We start from the raw sequence: 26109 nt of genomic DNA, 5'->3' as shown, positions 1-26109 counted from the left end.
TAAAGTATTGTATATCTTATTAATCTATGGTATGATATTTTTTGTTGTGAAAGCAGCAAAATGGACAGCTAGCTCAGTTGGTAGAGCAACGGACTCTTAATCCGTGGGTCCAGGGTTCGAGCCCCTGGCTGTCCATCACAAGCGATATAATATTATATCGCTTTTTTTATTGATTAAATTATAATATTGTTGATAGTAGTTACTGACGTTAACTGCTAGCATTTTTTATTTAGTGACTAATTCGTGATAGAATAAAGAAAATAGCAGGGGGAATAGAAATGATGCGTAAGGGTTGGGTTATTTTTTTGGGTTTATTAATAGTTGCTGTTGGGGTAATGTATGGTTTGAATCAATCATCAAAAAATCGTTCAGACCGTAGTGTAACACAAAATAATATACCAAAAAAACAAATAGCAGCGCAAAAACAATTACCAAAAGGTGCTAAAGTTAACGATTGGCAATTAAAATTAGTTAACAAGCAACACCCCATCACAACTGAAATGACTTTTAGTAAGGTTACGGTTGATGATAAACAAATGGATATTCGCATTGAGAAACCACTAGCAGCATTTCGTGAAGCTGCTAAGCAAGCAGGCTATGCAACGACACTCGTGTCAGCATACCGGTCAATTGATTACCAAACAAAAGTTTATCAAAATTCAATTACTCAAAATGAAGCTAACGGCATGGATAAATCAGCCGCAACCAAGTTAACGCAGTCTGTCATTCAGACACCAGGGTCTTCTGAACATCATACTGGTTTAGCAGTAGATTTAGCTGGTAACGATGCTATAGCTAAATACCCTGGGCTGATGGCACAGATGGATGAATTCAAATCACAGCAGTGGCTCATTAAGCATGCACCAGAGTTTGGTTTTGTACTTCGCTATCCTAAAGACATGCAATCAATTAAGCAAACCGGCATTGATTATGAGTCTTGGCATTTTCGATATGTAGGTAGAACAAATGCTAAATATATGACAGATCATCATTTGACATTGGAAGCTTATGTGAAGCAATTACAGACAGTTCGCAAGTAGTTTGTTTTCGATATGTGAGACGATTAATTTCTGAAAACCAGACTAATTTTTGATATACTAGGTAAGTACTTAATCCAAAGAAATCAGGAGAGATGAATGATTGTATTATCGGGCACGATTGGTGCCGGCAAAACAAGTTTAACTAAAATGTTAGCAGATCACCTCGGTTCAAAGGCGTTTTATGAGAGTGTAAGCGACAATCCTATCTTGCCATTATTCTACGAAAACCCCAAAAAATATGGTTTTTTATTACAAATTTATTTTTTGAATAAGCGCTTGTCACAAATTAAAACAGCACAAAAAACTGGTAAAAACAATATTTTAGATCGCTCAATTTATGAAGATGCGTTATTATTTCAATTAACAGCAGATCTTAATCGTGCGACGCAAACAGAAGTTGATATTTATAAGTCACTTGTGGATAATATGATGTCAGAAATGGATGGGGTAGCTGATATTAAAAACCCAGACCTGTTAATTCATGTGCGGGTTAGTTTTGAAACGATGTTATCACGTATTAAAATAAGAGGGCGTTCATTTGAACAAATCGATGAGAACCCTGAACTATTCGACTATTATCAAGAGTTGAATCGCCGTTATGATGCTTGGTTTGACGCTTATGATCGTTCACCAAAGATTCAAATTGATGGTGATCGCTTTGATTTTGTTGAAGATGAGCTGTCACGTGATAAAGTTTTGGATATGATTGATACGAAACTAGCAGGAATTTAATCCAAACCAACTAAGCAGGTATTATGATGACATCTTGCTTTCTGCTAACAAGGAGATTAGTTTATGACAAAATATGGTTTTATCGGAACAGGTAATATGGCAAAAGCTATGATTCAAGGCTTATTGAAAAGTGGGGTTCAAGCAACTGATATTTTAGTTTCTTCACCGCGTTCGGCAAGTAAGCTTGCTGATACATGGGGCGTGTTAGCGTTGTCACCACAAGCCCTTATTGACGAGAGTAACGTGGTTGTTTTAGCATTTTTACCTAACCAACTAACCCGCATTACCAACGAGTTGCATTTTGATCAACAATTAATTATTTCTGTCTTAGCAGGTATTTCTCTATCAGAATTGCAAGAAGCCACGCATTCAACTGAAATTGTCCGTACACTACCTAATGTCAATGTCGCAATTAATCAAGGACTGATAGCATTTGCATCTGGGCAATTAATGGCGCCCAATGCACAACTTTTTGGACAGTTTACTGAGAAGTTGGGAGAAAGTACAGATTTATCTGAAGATCAGTTTACTATTTTCTCTGCTATAGCGGGTTCTGGACCAGCTTTTGTATTTAAATATATTAAAGCATTGTCACAAGCCGGAATAAACAACGGGTTATCAGAAGAGGTAGCCACTAATATTGCAACGAAAACAGTGTTGGGTTCTGCTATGATGTTAGCATCATCGGATGCTACAGCACAAGAATTGGAAGATAAAGTGGCTTCACCAGGTGGCTCGACACGCGCTGGTTTAGATGATCTAGATGCTGAAAATTTTGATGATGCTGTTAAGCATGCTATTAAGGCAACGATGCAACACAAGCATTTATAATTTTCTGACTAATCGACAATTAAATCTGGCAGTGATTTGTTAATTAAAATGACCTGAATCTCATTATATGTTGAGATCCAGGTCATTTTAATTATATATTAAGCCCAATCGCCAGAACGGAATACAGGGATAATATCACCATCTTGAGTGATACCATCAATTGACATGTCAGCAGAGCCAATCATGAAATCAACGTGAACATCTGAAATATTCCAGCCGCGAGACGCGAGATCTTTGGGATTGGTTGTTTTACCATCAATAATATTTGAGGCATAGGCGGCACCAATAGCTAGGTGATCTGAAGCATTTTCATCAAATAATGTGTTATAAAATAAAACATGACCTTGTGAAATTGGGGAAGGATCTGGGACCAATGATACTTCGCCAAGTGATTTAGCACCGTCGTCGGTGTTAATAATTTGGTTTAACACATCTAATCCTTTAGTTGCAGATGCATTGACGATTTTACCATCTTTGAAATCTAATGTGATATTCTCAATGAGATTACCTTGATAAGAGAGCGGTAAAGTAGCTGCAACATGACCATTAATGTTGCGATTATCAGGTGCAGTAAAAACTTCTTCAGTTGGCATATTTGGTATAAAAGTGTTGCCTGCTTTATCGGACGAGATAGCAGCCTCCCAAATATGTCCAGTGGCTAAACCAATTGTGAAATCTGATTGACTATTTTTATAGTGTAATGCTTTAAAGTTTTGCGAAGTTAGCCAGTCTGCTTTTTCTTGCAAAGTTGTAATATGAGCTTGCCAATTTTCAAGTGCATCTGAATTATCATCAATACGCACATCTTTTAATATTTCTTCCCATAACCGTTGAACAGCAGCTTCGCCATGCAAATCTGGAAACACTTTTTCAGCCCAAGCGCGTCCAGCAGCAGCGACAACTAGCCATGAAATGTCGTCTTTCATAGTTGCCTCACGAACACGACTTAGCGCTTTTTGTTTCGTTTTTAAGTAAGTAGATAGTCGTTTGGAATCAACAGTGGCTAATCCATCTGGATCTTGTGAGAGTAAAGAAATGCGTGAGGCAAAATTATCCATGAGTGTATTAGCTTTGTCTATCTCATATTTAGGGACATATTCTAATCGTTCAATGGGCGCGTGAGATAAGAAGTCTTTGTCAATTTGCTGATCTGACCACTCAACAACGACCTCCCTTGCGCCGGCTGCATAAGCTGCGTTAACGACTTTACGTGCGAAATAAGCTTCATCAACAGCGGCATATAAAATAATTGTTTGCCCAGGTTGGACGTTAACGCCACGTTTAATAATGAGTTGGGCGTACTGATTTAATTTGGTTTCAAGTGACATGATTATAATGTATGGTAGTTACAAGGTCAAATAACTAACCAATTTAGCCTCCATAATATTTGTTGTGTTTCATTATTATCTCATTTAAAATTACTATCTTCAATAGAAACTTATTGTTTTTTCATTATTTGTGATATAAGTTTAATATAAATTCCAGGACATTATAGCGCTAATTTCCTATAATTTTTGTATAATAGAAGTATGACAAACAACGCACACACGCCATCAAAAAAAATTAAATCTAAAAAATCTTTAACATGGTTTAGTTCTTTTCTTATCATAGTAGGAATTATAAGTTCTTTTTCTGTCTGGATCTTTACTAAGCCAGCTGTTGTGAATTCTGACGCGACACCTGCTGGATTTTCAATGCAGGGAGTGGCTATTAATCAGCCATCAAGCTATGTTGATTATTCTAATTTAGCTAATAACGGGATTAATTTTGCTTATATAGCTGCCACGACTGGTGATTCATTTACCGAAGATAATTATCAAACTAGTTATAAACGTGCGGAAGCAGCTAGTTTAAAAGTGGGTACGCTGCAAACATATGATTCAACGACAGATGCGTCCACACAAGCGCAATATTTGATTAATCATGTGGGCAATCAAGTAGGACAGCTACCAATTGCTATTTCTGTGGCTTCAAGGCAAGTATCGACGCGATCAGACAAGGAGCGTTTAGCTGAATTGATTACAATTCTTAATGACCATTACAATAAATCAGCGATTATTTACACAACGCCGGACGTGCAAAAAAGATTGAGCACCGTTATTTCGAAGACGAAGTACTGGCTTGTTGAAGATAATCTCAAGAATACAGCAAAGGAGAATCAATTTATTCAATATAGTGAAGATCACACCATTGGTACAGGGTTGAAAGCCATTAAAATGCCAACAAGCGTGTTTAACGGCACGAGAAAGCAATTTGAGGACATAAAATGATTAAATTAGGTGTTATTGGTACAAGCTGGATTACAAAAATGTTCATTGAGGCGGCACAAAAAACAACAGCATATGAATTATCAAAAATTTATTCTCGTACAATTGAACGTGGGGAAAATTTTTTAAGTACGTTATCTACTAATGACGTCTCAATTGTGACCACGTTAAGTGACTTATACACTAACATTGACGCTGTCTATATTGCTTCTCCAAATGCTTTACATTTTGAACAGGCTAAGGCAGCTATTGAAGCAGGGATAAATGTTATTGTAGAAAAACCGGCTTTCAGTAATCCAACAGAGTTTGCAATTATTGAAGAGCTACTGGCGTCACATCCCGATGTCCGTTTCTTTGAAGCGGCGCGACATGTGCACCAATCTAACTTTAAAATTATTGAACAAACAATGGGTGAACTCACCCAATTGCAAGGAGCAACATTTGTTTACCAAAAGTATTCTTCGCGTTATGATGCTTATTTAGCCGGTGACGAGCCAAATGTTCTAACACGCGAATTTAGTGGTGGTGCGTTGTATGATTTGGGCGTTTATCCATTGTATGCGGCTATCTCTTTGTTTGGCACACCGCGAGCTGTACAATATTTACCAACTTTACTTAGAAACGGTGCTGATGGTAAGGGAACAGCTAACTTGTTTTTCGATGATTATAACGTGACACTTCTTTTTGGTAAAAGTGCTAATTCTTATTTACCCAGTGAAATTTATGGTTTGAAAGAAACCATTGTGATATCAAATATTGCAGAACTTGAAGAAGTTAAGTATTATGATGGTGAGGGGAATGCTGACACTATTAGTGAAAAAGTGGCTGATAATCCAATGATTAAAGAAGCACAGGATTTTGCTGATATAATTAATGATCCAGTAGCACAGCATGAACATTATAATCAATGGTTCCAGTTAGCAAAACAGGTCAATCAAACACTTTTTGACTTGCGTCAGTCAGCTGGTATCGTTTTCCCAGCTGATGAACTGCAAAATTAGCAACGACATATTTTAATGGCATCGCCATTTCAGAAAGAATTTTAATGACAATTAAACCAGAACTACTAGAAAAATTTAACGCACAATTCGATGAACCAACACCTATTCAAAATGCGGTTTGGAATCGTTTAGCCAAAGGTGACAGTATTTTTGGCTTGGCACCAACGGGAACCGGCAAGACGCTAGCTTTTATTTTACCAATTCTGTCGCGTATAGATGCGACAAGTAAGCGTACACAGGTTTTAATTTTAGCGCCCAGTCAAGAATTAGCCATGCAAACGACAGCAGTAGCTCGTGAGTGGGGTGCTTATGTTGGTGTCTCTGTTACTAGCTTAATCGGTGGTGCTAATGGGCGCCGTCAGGCTGATAAGTTAAAAAAAGATAAGCCACATATTGTTGTCGGTACATTAGGTCGCGTGTTAACAATGATTGATGGTCATGTCTTGAAACTAAATGACCTTAAAACAGTTATTTTCGACGAAGCTGATGCCATGATGAATGATGAACGCCATGAAAGTTTAGAACAATTGGCTGCTCAACTACCACAGCCGATACAATTAGGTTTGTTTTCAGCAACCTCGGGTGCTGATTTGAAATATGTAGCAGAAACATTTTCGCAAACTGTTCATCCAATTTCGGTTGGCACTGACGCACCGACTGCAATTACGCATGAATTTCAGTATGTTGATCAAAAAGCAAAAGCTGCTGTATTGGTACAGCTAGCACGTCAACATCAACAAGCACTTGTATTTTTCAATACGATTAGTGGGTTAGTTAACATGCAGGCTACATTACGCCATGCGCATGTGAGTGTGATGAGTATTGGTAGTAACGACAAGCGTCAAGTTCAGCGCGCGGATGCCCTACGTTTGTTCAAACAAGGAGAGGTTGACCTTTTGTTAGTGACCGACGTAGCTGCTCGTGGATTAGATATTGAAGATTTGCCATTGGTTGTCAATGCACAATTACCAGAACGTAAAAAAACATATGTCCATCGTACAGGTCGTACTGGTCGTATGGGTAAAGCTGGGCGGGTGTTGAACTTGGGAAATGATCATGATATTCGTGATTTAAAGCGTGAATTAGGTGATGATTTCCATTTGGTTAAAGCAGCCAATCAGTATTTGGATCAAAAGCAAACTAAAGTTAAAGATGAATCAATATCTCAAACGCCAAAAAAAGAACCTCGGCTAGCGCACAAAGTAGTTGAGGTAGCGCCATCAGCAAGCAAAATTCAAGCTACAAGTACACAGCATGTGACTAAAAATCAGAAACCATCACTTAAAGCAGCAATTGATGCTGTGCCTGAAAAGCCAAAGAAGAAAAAGCGTTTGAAAGATTCAAAAAATAAAGGTAAACCTAAATGGGCAAAAAAGCATGACGAAAAATGATGTGTAAGCATCATTTTTTTATTTGATGTAGAAAATAATTTAACACCGCGGCCAAAAAGTAATATACTGGAAATATATTAAATGACAGGGATGTATAATGAAAAAAGCTTATATTTATGTATTCATTTCAACTTTTTTGTTTAGTTCAATGGAGATTGCGCTAAAATTAGCGGGCAGTGAATTTAATGGTACGCAAATTAATTTTTTGCGTTTTGGCATAGGTGGCTTGGTCTTGTTACCCTTGGCCATACATCGGATGCAACAACGACATATTCGTATCATAGGACGTGATTTGCGAATGTTTTTACTGACCGGCTTAGTTGGTGTTGTTATTAGTATGAGTTTATACCAAATTGCTGTTGAAATTGATAAGGCATCAACGGTTGCGGTATTATTTAGTTCTAATCCTATTTTTGCGCTATTGTTCAGCTACGTCATTTTACATGAAACGCTGAGTCGAACAAACTTGTTAGCAGTTATTATTTCTATGATAGGTTTAGTGATTATTGTTAATCCAATACATTTGACTAATCCTCTAGGTATTGCATTATCGTTAGGTAGTGCTTTGACGTTTGGCTTGTATGCTATTATTACACGACGATATTCAATGCAACGTGGCTATGATGGATTGGCAATGACTTGCTTTTCATTTATTGCTGGTGCATTAGAATTACTTGTTATTATTGGTATATCACATATTCATGTAGTTGCTCAGGTCATGAGCGGTTCAGTGGCGTTACGTAATTTCTCTAATGTGCCCATTATTCAAGGCATAAACGCAGACGATATTTGGATGTTGCTTTATATTGCGGTCGGTATTACGGCAGCGGGTTATGTATTGTACGCATTAGCGATGGAAGCAGGGGATGTTTCTACGGCTTCGTTAATTTTCTTCATCAAGCCAGCTTTAGCACCAATACTAGCTTTAATTATTTTACAAGAACAGATACTGTTGAATACTATCATTGGTGTTGTAGTTATTGTTACCGGGTCAACAGTAATGTTTATTGGCAATCGATTTGCTGACAAACAAAACACAAGACCTTACCAAACTGCCAAAGAGTGAGTTTTGGCGTAATTATTATTTAAAAAAAGCAGACAATTTATAAATTGTCTGCTTTTTTAAATTAGTTTTCTGGGGAAATTGTATAAGCTGGTGATGTTTTGGGCTTTTTTTCTGAATGCTTTTTCCATAAAGAAGCTAATACAGATCCTGAGACATTGTGCCATACTGAGAATATGACCGCAGCAATAGCTGAAGCAGGTTCAAAAAATGAAATAGCTAATGTCGAAGCTAAGGCAGAATCTTGCATACCGACTTCAAAGGTAATGGCTTTTTGTTGTGGTATATCCATTTTCATCAATTTTGAGAACAAAAATCCTAATGAATAACCTAATAAATTGTGTAAAATAACAACGGGAATCAAAATTAATGTTGAAACTGCCAAAATAGTATGTGAATTAGCAGAAAGAACGGCTAAAATAATGACTAAAATAGCAATTTGAGAAATCAAAGGCATGACCTCAATAATCTTTTGAACATGCTGCTTAAAAATAGTATGAACAATGACACCTAATACAATTGGGATGATCACAATTTCAAATGCCGAAAAGAACATTGACGAAAATGGTACTTTAACCCATCTGCCAGCTAATAATTTTAACAGTGTTGGAATCATCACGGGTGCTAGTAGCGTTGATAATAGTCCAATAGAAACATCTAGGGCCACATCACCACCAGACAAAAACGACATCACATTGGAAGACGTACCAGATGGTGCTGATCCAACAAGAATGACACCAACAGCTGCAGCACCAGTTAAGCCAAACAAATGTACAAGCATAAATGCGATCAATGGCATGATCACGTAATGCGCAACCGTTCCTAGAATAACTTGCAGTGGATTTTTTGCAACACGTTTAAAATCAGTCGGTGCTAGTGTGATACCCATGCCGAATAAAACAATCATTAATAAAATAGAAACTGCTGACAAGTGACCAATTTTTGTGGTAGCTAATAATGTGCCTGGGTTTGGCATGAAAATAGCTAGTAAAGTAACTAAAATCACGAACAAAGTAAAGTAGTTTGTTAGAAAATTTGAAACGCGTTTCAATTTAATCATATTTTTCTCCTAATAATAGTATATTTAATGGTACTGAGTTGTTATGCATGTATGCCAAGCGCCATTTTTGCATAGCGACTCATGTTGTTGACAGACCAAGCTGGTTCCCATACTAATTCCACACACACTTGGTTAATTTCCTCCAAAGGCATTAGTGCATTAATAATCATTTTTTCCAGGACAGCAGTTAACGGACAGCCCATAGTGGTTAGGGTAAGTTTCACAGTGAGATTGCCATCGGAAGCCATGGTTAAGCCATATACTAAACCTAAATTAACAATATCACAGCGCAATTCGGGATCAATGACTTGTGATAGAGCTGATAATATACGATCTTCCAGATTTTCTGTTGTATTCTCCATAGTGTGATCCTCATCAGTTAATTGTTATAGTTTAGGAAACAGCTCATCGGCACCTTTCAGAACAGCGCCTGTATTAGCTGAAGTCACCAAAGCTTGGTAACGTGCTAGCCAGCCATTACGAATTTTTGGCATGAATGGTGTCAGGGATTGGCGACGTACATCTAATTCTTGTTCATCAACATGTAAATCGATTGTGCGATTGACTAAATCAATGGTAATTTTGTCACCATCGTGAACAAGTGCAATTGGCCCACCTTCAGCGGCTTCTGGGCTAATGTGGCCCACCGAAATACCACGTGAAGCACCAGAAAAACGGCCATCAGTTACTAGTGCAACTTCTTTACCAAGTCCCATACCAGTGATAGCAGATGTTGGTCCTAACATTTCAGGCATACCTGGTCCACCTTTTGGTCCTTCATAACGGATGACCAAAACCTGACCAGCATGAATTTTTCCAGAATCAATTGCTTCTACGGCTTCTTGTTCTGAATTAAAGACGATGGCTTCACCAGTGAAAGTTTTGATACTGGGGTCAACACCACCGGCTTTGATAACGGAACCTTTGGGCGCAATATTACCGTATAAAATTGATAAACCACCTTCTTTTGAGTAGGGGTTAACATCAAATTTACGAATAATTTCATCATTGAGTATTGGGTGATTGGCTACGTTTTCACGCAATGTTTTACCAGTAACAGTCATGCGATCCGGATGTAAAATGTTACCCATACGAATTAATTCGTTAACGATGGCGGGCACACCGCCAGCATTATGAACATCTTCCATTGCCCATTTTGAAGATGGGGCAATTTTTGATAAGTAAGGGACCTTTTCGGCTATTTTGTTGATATCTGACTGATCATATGGAATACCAGCTTCATGAGCGATTGATAAAATATGTAGTACAGTATTGGTTGATCCACCCATTGCCATATCCAGTGCCATCGCATCATCCAAAGATTCTTTTGAGATAAGATCGCGAGGTCGGACATTATCACGTACCATACGCATGAGGTTTTTAGCCCCTTCACGCACTAACTCGCGTCGTTCATCAGATATTGCCAAAGCTGTACCGTTAAAGGGTTGGGCAATACCCATGACTTCCATTAAGGTATTCATTGAATTCGCAGTAAACATGCCTGCACATGAACCGCAAGTGGGGCAAGCGTTTTGTTCTAGCTGTAAAAATTCTTCTTGAGACATCAGGCCAGATTTAAAAGTGCCCACTGCTTCAAACATAGAAGACAATGTTGTTGCTTTGCCATGAGCATCTAAACCAGCCTTCATTGGGCCACCAGAAACAAAAACTGAAGGGACATTACAACGTAATGAAGCCATAATCATACCTGGTGTTATTTTGTCACAGTTTGGCATGAAGAAAACACCATCAAACCAGTGAGCAGTAATAACAGTTTCAGCTGAATCAGCAATTAGTTCACGCGATGGTAAAGAGTAGCGCATACCTAGATGCCCCATGGCGATACCGTCGTCCACACCAATTGTGTTAAATTCAAACGGAATGCCACCAGCATCGCGAATGGCTTGTTTTGCTACCTCTGCTAATTCACGTAGGTGAACGTGACCCGGGACAATTTCTATATAAGAATTGCAAATTGCAATAAAGGGTTTCTTCATATCTTCGGGATCTTTAACCTGCCCAGTAGCATAAAGTAGTGAACGTGCCGGTGCTTGATGTATACCCATTTTGATATGATCTGATCTTTTTTTGATATCATCTGAGTTGACGTTAAAAGAAAAAGTGTCTGCCATGTGTATATTCTCCTTATTTTCTAATTTTTAATAGATGGTTTAATTATATAGACCTTCGTAAGACAGTCAATGAGATATTCCAATATTATATTGATTTAATTTTTGTTTGCTATTTAAGTCGGTTAATTTATGATAAAATTCTTGACAACTTTTAATATTAGAACTATAATTACTTCATGTTTATTTTTATTTGATTTTTAACGAGGCCATTATGAAAAATGTAAAAAACAACCAAATCATTCTCAGTCTACTTATTATTTGTTAATAGGTAGGCATATTTGGAGTGAATGTCTACTATATATTTAGTAGACAGTTGGGAAATAATCAAAAATCACCCTAGCTGTAGTGACAGCTAGGGTGATTTTTTTTTATAGATAGAAGGGGAAATAATGATTGATGTTGAAAAATTTATTGGGACAAGGAAAAAACTGAAAATTTCTCAAGTGGCCTTATCAAAGGGGGTTTGTACACAAGCAACATTATCGAAGTTTGAAAATCATCAACAGATTCCGGCAATTGACATCATGGTCACGCTATGTGAAAGACTTGGTTTAACATTAAATGATATTTTTCCAGTTCAAATTAAGCAACAGAAAAGTAAAGATGTCTTATCTAATGTTATCATAGCTATGGGCTATCAAAATATTGAACGGTTTAGGCAGGACACTCAGGAGATTGTACCGAGCAAATTAGGTAAGGCAGAAAGCAATAGTTATCAACTAACACAGTATTTTGCAGCTGTGATGTGGCAGCAGGATACTGATCAGGCACAAAAAATCATTACTAAAATAGATATTCCAGCGCTACCATCAACGCAAAAATATGCTTTTTATGCTATTACACTACATTATTACTTAATGATAAATGAACGTGGCGATGCACAAAAGATGTTTGAAGATTTGGCAAAACATCGTGAAGTGATTATATCGGGGCAGTATTCTATTTTTCAATTAATGACATTTTATTTATTAGCTCAGTATCAAATGGCTGTTAAAAAGCATACGGAAGCTATGGCTTGGGCTGCAATTGGTATTGATATAGCAAGTAAGAATGACCGTACTTACTTCCTAGAAAATCTATTCTGGTTACTAGTTGAAGCAGGAGATATCTGGCATAATCAAAGTTTTATCGTTAATGAAATGATTGAAAATGCGCGTGTGATTGCTAAAATGCATGGTAATCAAGAGATTTTAGACAAAGTTAGTCAACGTAAAAAGGGGAAAAAATGACAACGTTAAAAATAGTTAATTTACATGTTTCAGTAGAAGGTAAGGAAATTTTAAAGGGATTGAATTTAACAGTTAGGACAGGTGAATTTCATGCTATTATGGGTCCAAACGGTACTGGAAAATCAACCTTATCACAAACAATTATGGGACATCCGGCTTATGAAGTGACATCAGGACATATTTATATGGATGATCAAGACTTAGCTGAATTAAGTGTTGATGCACGTGCACGCGCTGGTTTGTTTCTGGCCATGCAATATCCTTCTGAAATTCAAGGCGTGACAAATGCTGAATTTATGCGAGCGGCTATCAATGCACGTCGTCCTGAAGATGATCCAATTAATGTGATGGATTTTATTAATAAGCTAGATGAAAAACGTGAGTTTCTTTCGATGTCTGAAGAAATGGCTGAACGTTATCTCAACGAGGGCTTTTCTGGTGGTGAAAAAAAGCGTAATGAAGTCTTACAAATGATGATGATTGAACCTAAAATTGCGATTTTAGATGAAATTGATTCAGGATTAGATATTGATGCATTGAAAGTTGTGTCTCGAGGGGTTAATGAGATGCGTTCAGATGATTTTGGTACATTGATGATTACACATTATCAACGATTATTGACTTATATTGTGCCGGATTTTGTTCATGTGATGATGGATGGTCGTATTGTGAAAACAGGTGGTGCAGAGTTAGCACAAAAATTAGAGTCAGAAGGATATGCTGGTCTCCGTAATGAATTAGGTATAGATGCGCATTTGACGGATGAAGATGCTAACTCATATTTTGTGGAGGGTTAATATGAATAAGACGGTAGAATTAGATATGCCGATTTTTCCTAAGGTACGTTATTCGGGTTGGCATTTAGATGAAATTGAACCATCTTTAGCTGAAGTAAAGGAACGCCACTATATTAATGATCAGGCATTTGGTATCGAAGTGAACGGTCAAGCAACAGCTTACCAACACGTACCAGATGCTTTAACAGCACAAGGTGTGCGTGTTATGAGTATGTTAAAAGCGCAAGCACTTTGCCCAGAATTATTATCGCAATATGTTGGTCAAGTGATTCCAGCGACAACTGATCGTTTAGTAGCACAAAATTTTCATTATTTTAATACCGGAATTTTTGTTTATATTCCAGATGATACACAAGTAGATGATGTTTTGCAGCTAGCTCTTAATCATGTGGCAACTCAAGGTCAAGACATGATGGCTCGTATTGTAATATATGTCGGTCGCCGTGTGAAATTATCAATTTTTCAACAAATGCATACGCTGGGTGAAGTAAAATCCAAAGCTTCGGTGGTTATTGAAATCATTGCAGCAACAAGTGCACAGGTAACCTATGCTAACGTTGATGCCTTTTCTGATGTGACAACAGCCTATATCAATCGGCAGGCGCTAGTTACTGAACATGCTACAGTTAACTGGGAAAATGCATCATTTAATGATGGCAATGTTATCACGCAATTGGAAAGTCATTTACGTGCCGAAGGTGCCACATCGCATGCAGAGGTGATTGCATTATCCTCTAAAAAACAGGTGCAAGGCATCATGACAACGGTTGAAAATAGTGGTCGCCATTCAGTGGGGCATATCTTTCAACGTGGTGTGATTTTGAATCGCTCGAAACTTGTTTTTAATGGTATAGGCAGAATTATTAAGGGTGCAAAAGGTGCTGATGCGCAGCAAGAATCACGTGTATTAATGTTATCACGACGCGCACGTGGCGACGCGAACCCCTTATTATTAATCGATGAAAATGATGTCACTGCTGGGCATGCGGCTTCTGTTGGACAAATTGATGAAAACCAAATGTATTATTTAATGAGTCGCGGTATTAGTAAAAAAATAGCCCGAAAACTTGTTATTCGTGGTTTTATGGGTGAAGTCTTGGCTAAGATGCCAACAAAATTTGCTCAACAGTTAATTATTGATGAAATTGAAAGAAAGTTACAAGATGAAAATGAAACAAGCTGATTTTCCGATATTAAATCAAACAATCAATGGTCAACGTATGATTTATTTAGACAATGCTGCGACATCGCAAAAGCCAAAACAAGTCATTGACGCAATGACACACTATTATCAAGTGGATAATGCTAATGTCCATCGCGGTATTTATGATTTATCGGAACGGGCGACAGCCGCTTATGAAGCTAGCCGTGACAAAGTACAAGCATTTATTCATGCCAAGTATCGTAAAGAAATTGTTTTTACACGTGGTACGACAGAGTCCATCAATTGGCTAGCTAGTACATATGGTGTCGCACATGTAACCGCAGATGATGACATCGTGATTTCTTATATGGAACACCATTCAAATATTGTCCCTTGGCAACAATTAGCTCAGAAAACGGGTGCTAAATTAAAATATGTTAATTTAAATTCTGATGGGACGCTTGACATGTCTGATTTGGCTCAAAAAATAACCGATCAGACTAAAATTGTGTCAATCGCGCATGCTTCAAATGTTTTAGGCGTGGTCAATCCCATTCAGGAAATTGCCAACATTGCGCATCAACATGGAGCAATCATGATTGCGGATGGTGCCCAATCTGCTCCGCATATGGTAGTTGACGTGCAAGCATTAGGTGTTGATTTTTTTGCTTTTTCAGGTCACAAAATGATGGGTCCAACCGGCATCGGTGTTTTATATGGTCGACTATCTTTACTGGAACAAATGACACCGGCACAATTTGGTGGTGAAATGATTGAACGCGTTAGTCTTACGGGAGCCACATTCAAGCCAGTACCTTGGCGATTTGAAGCTGGGACACCGAATATTGCCGGCGCTATTGGTTTAGGAGCAGCAATTGATTATTTAACGGCATATGGTATGACACAAATTGAAAATGATGAACGTCAACTTGTTGCCTATGCTTTGCCCAAATTATTGGCTATATCCGGGTTAACTGTTTATGGACCACAAGATTCTGCCTATCATACAGGTGTTATTGCCTTTAATTTAGCTGGTATTCATGCGCATGATTTGGCGACAGCATTGGATCAAGAAGGTATTGAAGTACGTGCAGGGCATCATTGTGCACAACCATTAATGACTAAGTTGAATCTTTCCGCGACAGCCCGGATAAGTGTATATAGCTACAATACAATGACTGAAATTGATCGATTAATCTCAGTGCTTGAGCAAATTAAGGAGTATTTTAGTCATGAGTTTGCATAATTTAGACAATTTATATCGTCAGTCTGTAATGGCCTACGCTAAACATCCACGCCACTATCGACCAGTAGCAACAACAGACTGCAATCAAGCCACAAAATACAATCCAACCTGTGGTGATACAATAACAATATCGGTTGAGTTATCAGGGGATTTGATAACAGATATTCATTTTTATGGTGATGGTTGTGCAATTTCGAAAGCATCTGCGTCGATGATGACTGATCTTGTCATCGGTAAAGATAAAGCCGAAATTCAACAACTAATGGATAATTTCTTAAAAATGACCATGGGCGAGCAAGTAGATACTGACACGTTAGGGGAGGCACAACTACTAGCTGGGGTGACTAAATTTCCAACGCGAATTAAATGTGCGACATTGCCTTGGCATACGTTGCAAGCGTTACTATTTTCAAAAGAGGAGGCAAAATAACTATGGCAAATAATCGTGAAGAAGCTATTGAAGAGACAAAGGCAGTTATTGGTGCTGGTAAAGCTTACGAGTTAGGTTTTCAAGATGATTACCAAGCTGTTTTTTCTACTGGTAAAGGTATAAACGAAGATATTGTTCGTCAGATTTCAGCACATAAAAATGAACCAGAATGGATGTTGGATTATCGTTTGAAAGCATATCAAACTTATTTAGATATGCCAATGCACACTTGGGGGCCTGATTTAAGTGAGATTGATTTCGATGGTATCTATTACTATAATAAACCAACTAACGAAAAGTACCGAGATTGGGATGATGTACCAACTGAATTAAAAGAAACGTTTGAGCGTTTAGGCGTACCAGAAGCTGAACGTAAGTGGTTGGCAGGGTCTTCAGCACAATATGAATCTGAAGTAGTCTATCATCGCATGAAAGAAGAATTTGCTAAAACTGGTATTATCTTTACAGATACAGATACAGCTATTCAAGAATACCCAGAGTTAATCAAGGCGTATTTTGGTTCATTAGTTAAGCCCACTAATAACAAACTAGCTGCTTTAAATGCCGCAGTATGGTCTGGTGGCACATTTATTTATGTACCCAAAGGCGTCCACGTAACAACACCCATTCAATCGTATTTTAGAATTAATACTGAGAATGAGGGGCAATTTGAGCGGACATTAATCATTGTTGATGAGGGCGCGCATGTGGATTATGTCGAGGGTTGTTCGGCGCCTATGTACTCAGGGGATGCGTTACATGCTGCTGTCGTTGAAGTTATCGTGAAAAAAGATGCCTATTGTCGTTATACGACGATTCAAAACTGGTCTAATAATGTGTATTCATTAGAAACTAAGCGAGCTGCTGCACATGAAAATGCGACAATGGAATGGGTTGATGGTAATTTTGGTTCTAAGACCACTATGAAATACCCTTCAGTTTATTTAGAAGGCGAAGGGGCACGTGGCACAATGCTGTCCATTGCTGTAGCTGGAGAAGGGGTACAATTAGACTCTGGTGCACAAATGATTCACAATGCGCCAAATACATCTTCTTCCATTGTGTCAAAATCGATTGCTCATGATGGTGGTCGGACAGATTATCGTGGGACAGTTAAATTTGGGCGTGAGTCGGACGGTTCATTTGCTCATGTGGAATGTGACACTATTTTAGTAGATGATAAATCATCGGCAGACACGATTCCTTATAACACGATTTTAAATGGTAATGTTTCAATGGAGCATGAAGCTAAAGTTTCTCGTGTGTCAGAAGAACAATTGTATTATTTAATGACTCGTGGTATTTCGGCTAACACAGCTACAGAAATGATTATCATGGGCTTTATTGAACCGTTTACAAAAGAGCTACCGATGGAATATGCTGTTGAACTTAACCGATTGATGAAATTTGAAATGGTGGGTTCAGTTGGATGAATGAAAAAAGTAAAATTGAAGCAGATATATTAGAAGTCTTATCAACAGTTATAGATCCAGAATTACAGATTGATATTGTTAATTTGGGACTGGTCAACCACGTGGCAATTAGCGAATCTGGACGTGTTGAGGTGAATATGACGCTGACGACAATGGGTTGTCCGTTGTTAAGTGTATTGGAGTCGCTAATTGATGATGCACTAAAAATTTTACCTGAAGTGACTGAAACACATGTATCCTTAACATGGCAACCGGCTTGGACATTTGATCGGATGTCTCGCTACGCCAAAGTATCACTTGGTTTGATCTGAAAATATATACATTTGGAATATTTTTAAGTTAGGCTTGCAGTTTTTGATTATCCGAAGTACTATATTGTTATTAAATAAAAGGAAGAAAATCACATGAAGAGCATGAATAACAATAATATGAATATTAATAACACAGCCCTTCTCCTCAACTTGCTTAGACAGCATCTAACAAGTTGAGCTTTTTAGCTGGTTGTTAGATGAGTAATTATCTAATGGCTAGCGCATAAAGGATGTGAGTGAATCCCGGACTAGTCATTAGTGACTGGTTCGGGATTTTTATTTTAAGGAGAAATTATGACTAATCAAGTAACTTTTTATGATACAACAATGCGTGACGGTGAACAAACAATTGGTGTGAACTTCTCAATTGATGAAAAAATTGCAATCGCACGCGCATTGGATGAATACGGCGTTGCAGCCATCGAAGCAGGTTTTCCAGCTGCTTCGGATAAAGACTTTCAAGAAGTACAAAAAATCGCTGAAGTAGTCGAACATGCACAAGTTGTTGGTTTGGCACGTATGATACGATCAGATATTGATGCTGTTATTGCTGCTACGCGATCAGCTCGTCATCCTATGGCGCATGTCTTTATTGCAACCTCACCAATACATCGTGAGTTTAAGTTGAAAATGTCAAAAGACGATATTATTAAGAAAATTACAGAAGATATTACTTATACAAAATCAAAGATTAATGACATTGTTTTTTCACCTGAAGATGCAACGCGCACTGAACCTGACTTCTTAGTTCGTTCAGTACAAGCAGCTATTGATGCTGGCGCAACAATTATTAATATTCCAGATACAGTTGGTTATGCAACACCTGATGAATATGGTGCAATTTTTGAAAATTTGAAAAATAATATTATTGGATTTGATGATATTATTTGGTCAACACATGCACACAATGATTTGGGCATGGCAACGGCTAATACTTTAGCAGGTATTTCTCACGGTGCTATGCAGGTTCAAAGTACTGTCAATGGTATTGGTGAACGCGCTGGAAATGTTGACATGATTGAAGTCGCGGCAGCAATGCGCGTGCGTCATGAAAAGTTCGATAAAGATACAGACGTTATATTAGAAAAATCAAAGGAATTGTCAACGCTTGTTGCTACAGCAACTGATATACCTGTCGCTGTGAATAAGCCAATTATGGGCGGTAATGCTTTTGCTCACGAATCAGGTATTCACCAAGATGGTTTCTTGAAAAACCGTGCAACTTATGAAATTTTGCGTCCAGAGATGGTTGGTGCGTCATCGTCATTGCCTTTGGGAAAATTATCTGGTTCTCATGCAGTTATGACTAAGTTGAATCATATGGGTTATAACGTGACTCGTGATGACATGAAACAAATTTTCCCCATATTCAAATCTATGGCTGAAAATACGAATATGATGACCGAAGCTGATATGAAAGCCACAATGGTGCAAGCTGGAAAGAAAATGGTGGTGACACAATGAACGATATCAAAAAAATAGCTGTTCTAAAAGGAGACTATATTGGGCCAGAAATTATGGCAGCTGGACTGGCTGTTCTAAAAGCAGCTACAGATTCTCAACAATTTAAATATGAATTGATTGATCTACCTTTTGGTGGTGATGGTATTGACCGTGCTGGTGATCCATTACCACAGTCAACTATTGATCAAGCAAAACAAGCAGATGCTATATTGCTGAGTGCTATTGGCGGTCCTAAGTGGGATCAAGCACCTAGAAGACCAGAACAAGGGTTGTTAGAAATTCGTGCTGCGTTGAATCTTTTTGCAAATATTCGACCAACCAAAATAACAGATAGACAAGTCGACCGTTCACCTCTAAAAAAGGCATATGTCACAGGGACTGATTTTGTGATTGTACGTGAGTTGACATCGGGTGCTTATTTTGGAAAACCACGTGAACTACAAGCGCATCAAGCTATTGACACGATGTACTATAACGAATCTGAAGTTGTACGCATCATGCATGAAGGTTTTAAAATGGCTCAAAAGCGTCGTCATCATGTAACGATTGTTGATAAATCAAACGTATTAGCAACTTCAAAATTTTGGCGTAATATTGCAAAAGAGATTGCACCACAATATCCAGATGTGATGGTCGATTATTATTATGTTGATGCAATGACAATGGCAATTATGTCTAAACCAACGGCTTTTGATGTCATTATTACACCGAACCTATTTGGCGATATTTTAAGTGATGAAGCGGCACAAATCACTGGTTCAATTGGACAAATTCCATCAATGTCGGTTGGTAGCGAGGGACCTAACTTATATGAGCCAATTCATGGTTCAGCACCAGATATTGCTGGTAAAGGGATTGCCAACCCGATTTCGATGGTGAATACAGTAGCGATGATGTTGTCTGAGAGTTTTGGTGAAAAAGCCATTGCCGAAAAGATTTATCGGGCGGTAGATGCGGTTATTGATCAGGGCGATGTCACACCAGATATGGGTGGCGACTTATCAACAGAAGCAGTTACTCAGAAGATGATTATGCACATACAAAGTGACGAAACGGTGACTATATCATGAGTAAAACATTATTTGATAAAATTTGGAATACACATGTCATTGCCGGTCAAATAGGAGAGCCTCAGTTATTGTATGTTGATTTACATCTGATTCATGAAGTGACATCGCCACAACCATTTGATGGGTTACGTAGCACGAATCGTCGTGTACGGCGACCAGATTTAACATTTGCAACGATGGATCACAATGTGCCAACTAAAGATATTTTTAATATTCAAGACCAAATGTCACGGTTACAAATGGATACCTTGGCAAAGAACACAAAAGAATTCGATATTCCATTAGCAGCAATTGGGGATGATAAGCAAGGTATTGTGCATGTTGTTGGTCCAGAGCGTGGATTAACACAACCAGCTAAGATAATCGTATGTGGTGATTCTCATACGGCAACACACGGTGCTTTTGGTGCAATTGCCTTTGGTATTGGTACATCAGAAGTTGAACACGTTTTAGCAACACAAAGTATTTGGCAAATGAAACCTAAAACAATGGGGATTAAAATTACTGGTCAGCTACCAAAAAATATTTATGCTAAAGACATTATTATGGGTATTATCGCTAAGCATGGTGTGTCGTTTGGTGTTGGTTATGCGATTGAATTTTATGGTGAAGTCGTTGAAAAGTTGTCGATGGAAGCACGTATGACGATGTGCAACATGTCGATTGAAGCGGGTTCAAAAACTGGTATGGTAAGACCTGATCAAACGACATTTGATTATTTAAAAGGACGAGAACAAGCACCCAAGCGATTTGATGATGCGGTGGCTTATTGGTCACAATTTTATACAGACGATGAATCAGAGTTCGATGAGCGCATGACATTTGATGTCTCGGAGCTAAAGCCAATGGTGACATGGGGAACAAATCCGGGGATGGCATTAAGTATGGCACAACGCCTACCGGGCATTCAAGATGAAAATGATCAAAAAGCATATGATTATATTGGCTTACATCCTAGTATGAAACCAGAAGATATTCCGCTTGATTATATATTTATCGGATCATGTACAAATAGTCGTTATGAAGATTTAGAAATTGCTGCAAATATGATGGCGGGTAAACATTTGGCACCAAATATCACTGCTTGGATTGTACCAGGTAGTCGTGCTATTCGTAATCAGGCAATAAAAAATGGTTTAGCAAAAATATTTATTGATGCCGGTTGTGAATGGCGTGAACCTGGTTGTTCAGCATGTTTGGCTATGAATCCTGATAAAATCCCAGCTGGGAAGCATGTAGCTTCAACGTCGAATCGTAACTTTATTGGTCGACAAGGCGCTGGCTCAAGGACGCATCTAGCATCACCAGCCATGGTAGCAGCTGCAGGTATTGCTGGACATTTTGTTGATATTAGTTCAGAAGATTTTGTTTAAGGGGGCAATATGGAAGCGTTTATTAGAGAAACAGGCAAAGCAGTTGTTATTCCAAATGACAATATTAATACAGATATTATCCTACCCAAACAATTCTTGAAAAATATTCTCAAAACAGGATTTGGTAAAGATCTATTCTACGACTGGCGTTACAACGATGATGGCTCAATTAATGAATCCTTTGAGTTGAATAAACCAGAGCACAAGGGTGTCTCAATTTTAATTACAGGCAGTGATTTTGGTTCTGGATCTTCTCGTGAACACGCAGTCTGGGCACTAACAGATTATGGTTTTCGAGCCGTCATTGGGGGTGGCTTTTCAGATATTTTTTATATGAATGCCACAAAGAATGGTCTGCTACCTATCGTATTACCTGAATCAGAACGGTCAGTTTTACGACAGGTTAAGTCAAATGAACAAATCAGTATTGATTTGCCAGCCCAAACAGTGACTTACAACGATAATACATATCATTTTGAAATTAATTCACAGTGGAAAGAAAAGTTTATCAATGGTGAAGATGACATTGATAACACGATGAAATTTGAAAAACTTATTTCCAAATATGAACAGCAACGGGTGGATTTTGGTTAGGAGAAAATAAATGGATCGTTCATTAAACTTACAACGACGTATGGATGCAACACGTGAAACAAAAACCTTTTATGGTATTTTTGCTATGATTGCAGCTGGTATGATCTTAGATGGTGCAGATGTTTACCTTGCCAGTGCTGTTAACAGTGCTGTTGTATCACAACATTTTGCGACACTAGCACAAGGGTCTATATTTCTTTCAGCAGGTTTTTTGGGATTATTTATAGGATCAATCCTTTCAGGATTTGTAGGTGATTTTCTTGGTCGTAAACAAGCATATCAAATGAACTTACTACTATTTGGATCAATAACTTTAATAGCAGCTTTTTCACCTAACATTTGGTTCTTAATTGGCTTACGCTTTCTGGCAGCCATTGGGTTAGGTGCTGAAATTGTTACCGGTTTTTCATTAATTAATGAATTTGCACCGATACGTCATCGTGGTCGGTGGAGTGGTACGGTCTCAGTTATCGCTAATTTATCTGCACCCTTAACTTTGTTAGTTGCTGCGGTTATTATTCCGAATTTTTCTTGGCGAGCAATGTTTATTATTATCGGCGGATTAGCTTTAATTTTATGGTTTGTTCGTCGGCATTTTCCTGAATCACCAAGATGGTTAATTGCACGTGGTCATTACGACGAAGCAGAACAGATTATTAAAACTTTAGAGACTAGTGGCAGTCAGCAATACGTTGAACAACCAGTTGCACAGTCACAAGTAAAAGCACATATTGGTCGTGGTTTATTGGTAGCAACAGTAGCAGTTAGTGCAGTTAATTTGGTACAATATACATTTACCTCTTGGATGCCAACATTGCTCATGAAACAAGGTATTGCGGTAGCACACTCTTTAACTTTTTCATCAGTCATGTTAGCTGGGGCACCAATTGGCGCTTTAATAGGGGCATTGTTAGTTGACGTTGTTGGTCGTAAGAAAGTGATTATAACTGCTTTTCTAATGACAGCCATATTTGGATTATTATATTCAAAGCAAACAACGAGTGGCGCAATACTAATTATTGGGTTCTTATTGGTTATGATGATTTATACTTTGATGGCATCGGTTGTTGGCGTTTATATGTCAGAGCTATTTCCTACGTACTATCGGTTCCGAGGTACAGGTTATGCCAATGGTGTCGCTAAAATTTTAACCGTATTAACACCATATTTCGTCGCATGGGCCATGATGGCATTCAATGCTAGTTTAATTTTTTATTTCATCGCAACAATAGCCGTGATTGCCGCAATTGTAGTAGCAGCATACGGACCAGAAACAAAACAAAAAGCAATTTATTAAAAGGATGGTATTTTAAGATGACACAAGTAGACACAAAGACAGTACGTTGGCAAGGTAACGCACAGCCTGAGGCAATTGATATTCTAAAAGCAGATGGCGGCATGATTGTTAGCCCAACAAAAGTTGGTTATATTATCATGACTTCTGATGATAAAGGACTAGAACGTAAATTTGCTGCTAAAAATCGTAAGCGTAACAAGCCAGGTGTTGTTTTGTGTGGCTCACTAGATCAAGTTAAACAATTGGCACAAATGACACCAGAAATAGAAGCAATGTACCAGAAACATTGGGATGAAGACATCCTTTTAGGTTGCATCTTACCTTGGCAAGAAGAGGCCAAAAATGCAATTCCAAATGACGGGACAAAAGATTTAATGATGGATCAACGTGAAACAAGTTGTTTTGTTATTAAATTTGGTAAGCCAAGTGAACAAATTGCTAAAACCATGTGGGAAGAATATGGTAAGTTTTCTTTTGCTAGTTCAGCCAACCCATCTGGTAAGGGAAATCGTGGGCTAGTTACTGGTATTGGTGAGCAAATTGAAGATGCCGCTGATCTAATTATTGAAGCAGATGATTATGTTGCGTCAATTCAACCAGATAAGACAGCTGAAACACGCTACGAACAAGGTGTGATGGTGTCAATGGTGGATGAATCAGGTCAACTTGTACCACAACAAAACGGTGCAGTAGGTGTTCAACCAGCACCAGTTGTTATTCGTAAAGGGTTGGATGTTGATAAAATAATGAAGATTATGAGTGACATTTTCTCAACTTGGGATTACCGTCATGGCTATTATTATTAAGAATTTAATGCATTAATGATTAAAAAATGTTTTAAAAACGTCAAAATGGTGGTATTATATGAACAAACAGATGACAAAAATAGAAATAATTCGACTTATTCTACTTAACTAATGTTTAGTGGGCTATTTAAGGCGATCTCTACTAAACATCTATGATAAAAGGTGTAGTAGGTAGAGAGTATGTTGATAAAACACACGTTAACTACCAAAGGTTAACGTGTGTTTTATTTTACAAAAATTGTGATTTGAAACTATGATGAGATCATTCTATTAGCAGAAAGAGGAAAATATATGATGTTGAATACGGCAAAAAGAACAAAATTTAGTACAGATGTTATTCGCTATGGTAGTTTCATTATTTTAATTTTTGTGGGTGGCACATTACTATTGATGTCTGGTGCCTCAAAATATCCAGAGATGATTGGCATGGCCTATTTATCCTTTACTTTTGGTTTGAGACATGCCTTTGACGTCGATCATATTGCGGCTATTGATAATATGACACGTAAGATGTTAAATGATGGTAAAAATACACGTGGTGTCGGCTTTAGTTTTTCATTTGGACATTCAATGGTTGTTGTATTAATGGCTTTAGTGACAGTTTTGTTTGTTGAATGGGCTAAAGATTCAATGCCAATCTTTGAACAAATTGGTGGGATTTTTGGTACCATGATTGCGGCAGTGATGTTGTTGATGTTGACTATTGTTAATAGCTTCATCATGCGTAGCATTTGGTTGAATTTTAAACATATGCAAGGAAATGGACGACAAACACCAGATAATGATTTTGTTAATGAATCAAAAATATATAAATTGTTTTTAAAGTTATTGAAAATGATCAAACATAATTGGCAAGTTGCTATTGTTGGCTTTTTGTTTGGTTTAGGGTTTGATACGGCGACACAAATTGCGGTTTTGGCTACGTCAGCAACAGCAGCTAATGCTGGAATTCCTTGGTATACGACCTTATCTTTCCCATTGCTGTTTACTGCTGGTATGTGCTTAATGGATACCGTTGATGGCTTCTTTATGAGTACGACATATACTTGGATAGTATCATCTTCATACCGTAAGGTTTACTATAATATGATTTTGACAGGAATTTCTATTATGGCTGCCGGATTTATTAGTTTTGTTGATTTTATTCAATCATTCAGTGTGATGTTTAACTGGAATAATGGCTTGACAGCTTGGGCACAGGGCTTAGATTTCAATCAATTGGGATTGGTGTTGGTCGGTATATTTGCTGTAACTTGGGCAATCGCATTGTCATTGTGGCACATCTTTAATTTGTCAGAAAAAGAAGTAGCAGGCTAAACGATTAATACTTAATTGATATTGATATTAACGTCAATCTAAAAAAGCGGCAGTCCTCTGCTGTTTTTTTATTGTTATTTA

Annotated in this window: 25 protein-coding genes and 1 tRNA gene; 22 read left to right on the top strand and 4 right to left on the bottom strand. The window is 37.9% G+C overall.

The window, feature by feature from the left end; translation table 11 throughout:
- The first annotated feature begins 62 nt into the window (after positions 1-62).
- From FGL89_RS03540 to proC, 4 genes are all read left to right on the top strand, one after another.
- Positions 63-135 (top strand) — tRNA-Lys (locus FGL89_RS03540).
- Between the two features lie 143 nt (positions 136-278).
- Entirely contained in the window at positions 279-1040 is a 762-nt protein-coding gene (locus FGL89_RS03535; RefSeq protein ID WP_014973771.1) for a M15 family metallopeptidase, read from the top strand.
- 96 nt (positions 1041-1136) lie between these two features.
- Entirely contained in the window at positions 1137-1772 is a 636-nt protein-coding gene (locus FGL89_RS03530; protein WP_014973772.1) for a deoxynucleoside kinase, read from the top strand.
- Between the two features lie 63 nt (positions 1773-1835).
- Positions 1836-2603 (top strand): pyrroline-5-carboxylate reductase, encoded by a 768-nt coding sequence (gene proC, locus FGL89_RS03525; protein WP_014973773.1) that lies wholly within the window; start codon positions 1836-1838, stop codon positions 2601-2603.
- A 98-nt stretch (positions 2604-2701) separates the two neighbouring features.
- On the opposite strand, the gene FGL89_RS03520 is transcribed toward proC, so the two are convergent.
- Positions 2702-3931 carry an aminopeptidase gene (locus FGL89_RS03520; protein ID WP_014973774.1) on the bottom strand — a complete coding sequence of 410 codons (1230 nt, stop codon included), beginning with the start codon at positions 3929-3931 and terminating at the stop codon, positions 2702-2704.
- A 201-nt stretch (positions 3932-4132) separates the two neighbouring features.
- Between FGL89_RS03520 and FGL89_RS03515 the strand changes: the two genes are divergently transcribed.
- From FGL89_RS03515 to FGL89_RS03500, 4 genes are all read left to right on the top strand, one after another.
- On the top strand, positions 4133-4873 hold the full coding sequence (locus FGL89_RS03515) for a GH25 family lysozyme (RefSeq protein ID WP_135198020.1): 741 nt from the start codon (positions 4133-4135) through the stop codon (positions 4871-4873).
- A complete protein-coding gene (locus FGL89_RS03510) occupies positions 4870-5871 on the top strand; it encodes a Gfo/Idh/MocA family protein (RefSeq protein ID WP_014973776.1) in 1002 nt (333 codons plus the stop codon). Before FGL89_RS03515 ends, FGL89_RS03510 begins: the two co-directional genes overlap by 4 nt.
- Before the next feature lie 44 nt (positions 5872-5915).
- Positions 5916-7262 carry a DEAD/DEAH box helicase gene (locus FGL89_RS03505; protein WP_014973777.1) on the top strand — a complete coding sequence of 449 codons (1347 nt, stop codon included), beginning with the start codon at positions 5916-5918 and terminating at the stop codon, positions 7260-7262.
- Positions 7263-7359: 97 nt separating this feature from the next.
- A complete protein-coding gene (locus FGL89_RS03500) occupies positions 7360-8328 on the top strand; it encodes a DMT family transporter (protein ID WP_014973778.1) in 969 nt (322 codons plus the stop codon).
- A gap of 61 nt (positions 8329-8389) precedes the next feature.
- Here the strand turns inward: FGL89_RS03500 and FGL89_RS03495 are convergent, their stop codons facing one another.
- The 3 genes from FGL89_RS03495 to ilvD are packed head-to-tail and all read right to left on the bottom strand — an operon-like array spanning position 8390 to position 11517.
- Positions 8390-9385: a bile acid:sodium symporter family protein gene (locus FGL89_RS03495; protein ID WP_014973779.1), complete on the bottom strand. Its 996-nt coding sequence runs from the start codon at positions 9383-9385 to the stop codon at positions 8390-8392.
- Between the two features lie 41 nt (positions 9386-9426).
- The gene (locus FGL89_RS03490; protein WP_014973780.1) at positions 9427-9747 is read right to left on the bottom strand and encodes a metal-sulfur cluster assembly factor; all 321 of its coding nucleotides are present in this window, start codon (positions 9745-9747) and stop codon (positions 9427-9429) included.
- A 24-nt stretch (positions 9748-9771) separates the two neighbouring features.
- On the bottom strand, positions 9772-11517 hold the full coding sequence (gene ilvD, locus FGL89_RS03485) for a dihydroxy-acid dehydratase (RefSeq protein WP_014973781.1): 1746 nt from the start codon (positions 11515-11517) through the stop codon (positions 9772-9774).
- Between the two features lie 389 nt (positions 11518-11906).
- Here ilvD and FGL89_RS03480 point away from each other — a divergent pair, with 389 nt between their 5' ends.
- The 14 genes from FGL89_RS03480 (at position 11907) to FGL89_RS03415 (ending at position 26028) form a co-directional block, all read left to right on the top strand.
- Positions 11907-12746 carry a helix-turn-helix domain-containing protein gene (locus FGL89_RS03480; protein ID WP_014973782.1) on the top strand — a complete coding sequence of 280 codons (840 nt, stop codon included), beginning with the start codon at positions 11907-11909 and terminating at the stop codon, positions 12744-12746.
- A complete protein-coding gene (gene sufC / locus FGL89_RS03475) occupies positions 12743-13543 on the top strand; it encodes a Fe-S cluster assembly ATPase SufC (RefSeq protein ID WP_014973783.1) in 801 nt (266 codons plus the stop codon). Before FGL89_RS03480 ends, sufC begins: the two co-directional genes overlap by 4 nt.
- Position 13544: 1 nt before the next feature.
- Positions 13545-14726: a Fe-S cluster assembly protein SufD gene (gene sufD / locus FGL89_RS03470; protein WP_014973784.1), complete on the top strand. Its 1182-nt coding sequence runs from the start codon at positions 13545-13547 to the stop codon at positions 14724-14726.
- Positions 14707-15933, top strand: coding sequence for a cysteine desulfurase (locus tag FGL89_RS03465; protein ID WP_014973785.1), 1227 nt, complete (start codon positions 14707-14709; stop codon positions 15931-15933). Before sufD ends, FGL89_RS03465 begins: the two co-directional genes overlap by 20 nt.
- Positions 15920-16363 (top strand): Fe-S cluster assembly sulfur transfer protein SufU, encoded by a 444-nt coding sequence (gene sufU / locus FGL89_RS03460; RefSeq protein WP_014973786.1) that lies wholly within the window; start codon positions 15920-15922, stop codon positions 16361-16363. Before FGL89_RS03465 ends, sufU begins: the two co-directional genes overlap by 14 nt.
- Positions 16364-16365: 2 nt before the next feature.
- On the top strand, positions 16366-17796 hold the full coding sequence (sufB, locus tag FGL89_RS03455; RefSeq protein ID WP_014973787.1) for a Fe-S cluster assembly protein SufB: 1431 nt from the start codon (positions 16366-16368) through the stop codon (positions 17794-17796).
- Positions 17793-18107: a metal-sulfur cluster assembly factor gene (locus FGL89_RS03450; protein WP_014973788.1), complete on the top strand. Its 315-nt coding sequence runs from the start codon at positions 17793-17795 to the stop codon at positions 18105-18107. The genes sufB and FGL89_RS03450 overlap by 4 nt, the downstream gene beginning before the upstream one ends.
- Before the next feature lie 294 nt (positions 18108-18401).
- On the top strand, positions 18402-19571 hold the full coding sequence (locus FGL89_RS03445; protein ID WP_014973789.1) for a 2-isopropylmalate synthase: 1170 nt from the start codon (positions 18402-18404) through the stop codon (positions 19569-19571).
- Positions 19568-20641 carry a 3-isopropylmalate dehydrogenase gene (gene leuB, locus FGL89_RS03440; RefSeq protein WP_014973790.1) on the top strand — a complete coding sequence of 358 codons (1074 nt, stop codon included), beginning with the start codon at positions 19568-19570 and terminating at the stop codon, positions 20639-20641. The genes FGL89_RS03445 and leuB overlap by 4 nt, the downstream gene beginning before the upstream one ends.
- On the top strand, positions 20638-22014 hold the full coding sequence (gene leuC, locus FGL89_RS03435) for a 3-isopropylmalate dehydratase large subunit (protein ID WP_014973791.1): 1377 nt from the start codon (positions 20638-20640) through the stop codon (positions 22012-22014). Before leuB ends, leuC begins: the two co-directional genes overlap by 4 nt.
- A gap of 9 nt (positions 22015-22023) precedes the next feature.
- Positions 22024-22608: a 3-isopropylmalate dehydratase small subunit gene (leuD, locus tag FGL89_RS03430; protein WP_014973792.1), complete on the top strand. Its 585-nt coding sequence runs from the start codon at positions 22024-22026 to the stop codon at positions 22606-22608.
- Positions 22609-22618: 10 nt separating this feature from the next.
- Positions 22619-23905 carry an MFS transporter gene (locus FGL89_RS03425; protein ID WP_014973793.1) on the top strand — a complete coding sequence of 429 codons (1287 nt, stop codon included), beginning with the start codon at positions 22619-22621 and terminating at the stop codon, positions 23903-23905.
- Between the two features lie 17 nt (positions 23906-23922).
- Positions 23923-24711 (top strand): L-threonylcarbamoyladenylate synthase, encoded by a 789-nt coding sequence (locus tag FGL89_RS03420; protein WP_041773140.1) that lies wholly within the window; start codon positions 23923-23925, stop codon positions 24709-24711.
- 291 nt (positions 24712-25002) lie between these two features.
- On the top strand, positions 25003-26028 hold the full coding sequence (locus tag FGL89_RS03415) for a HoxN/HupN/NixA family nickel/cobalt transporter (RefSeq protein ID WP_014973795.1): 1026 nt from the start codon (positions 25003-25005) through the stop codon (positions 26026-26028).
- The last annotated feature ends 81 nt before the right edge of the window (positions 26029-26109 follow it).

The organism is Leuconostoc carnosum (assembly GCF_007954525.1).
Taxonomy (GTDB): domain Bacteria; phylum Bacillota; class Bacilli; order Lactobacillales; family Lactobacillaceae; genus Leuconostoc; species Leuconostoc carnosum.
Note: the sequence above shows the minus strand (reverse complement) of the source record. Positions and strands in the feature narration are given on the sequence as shown.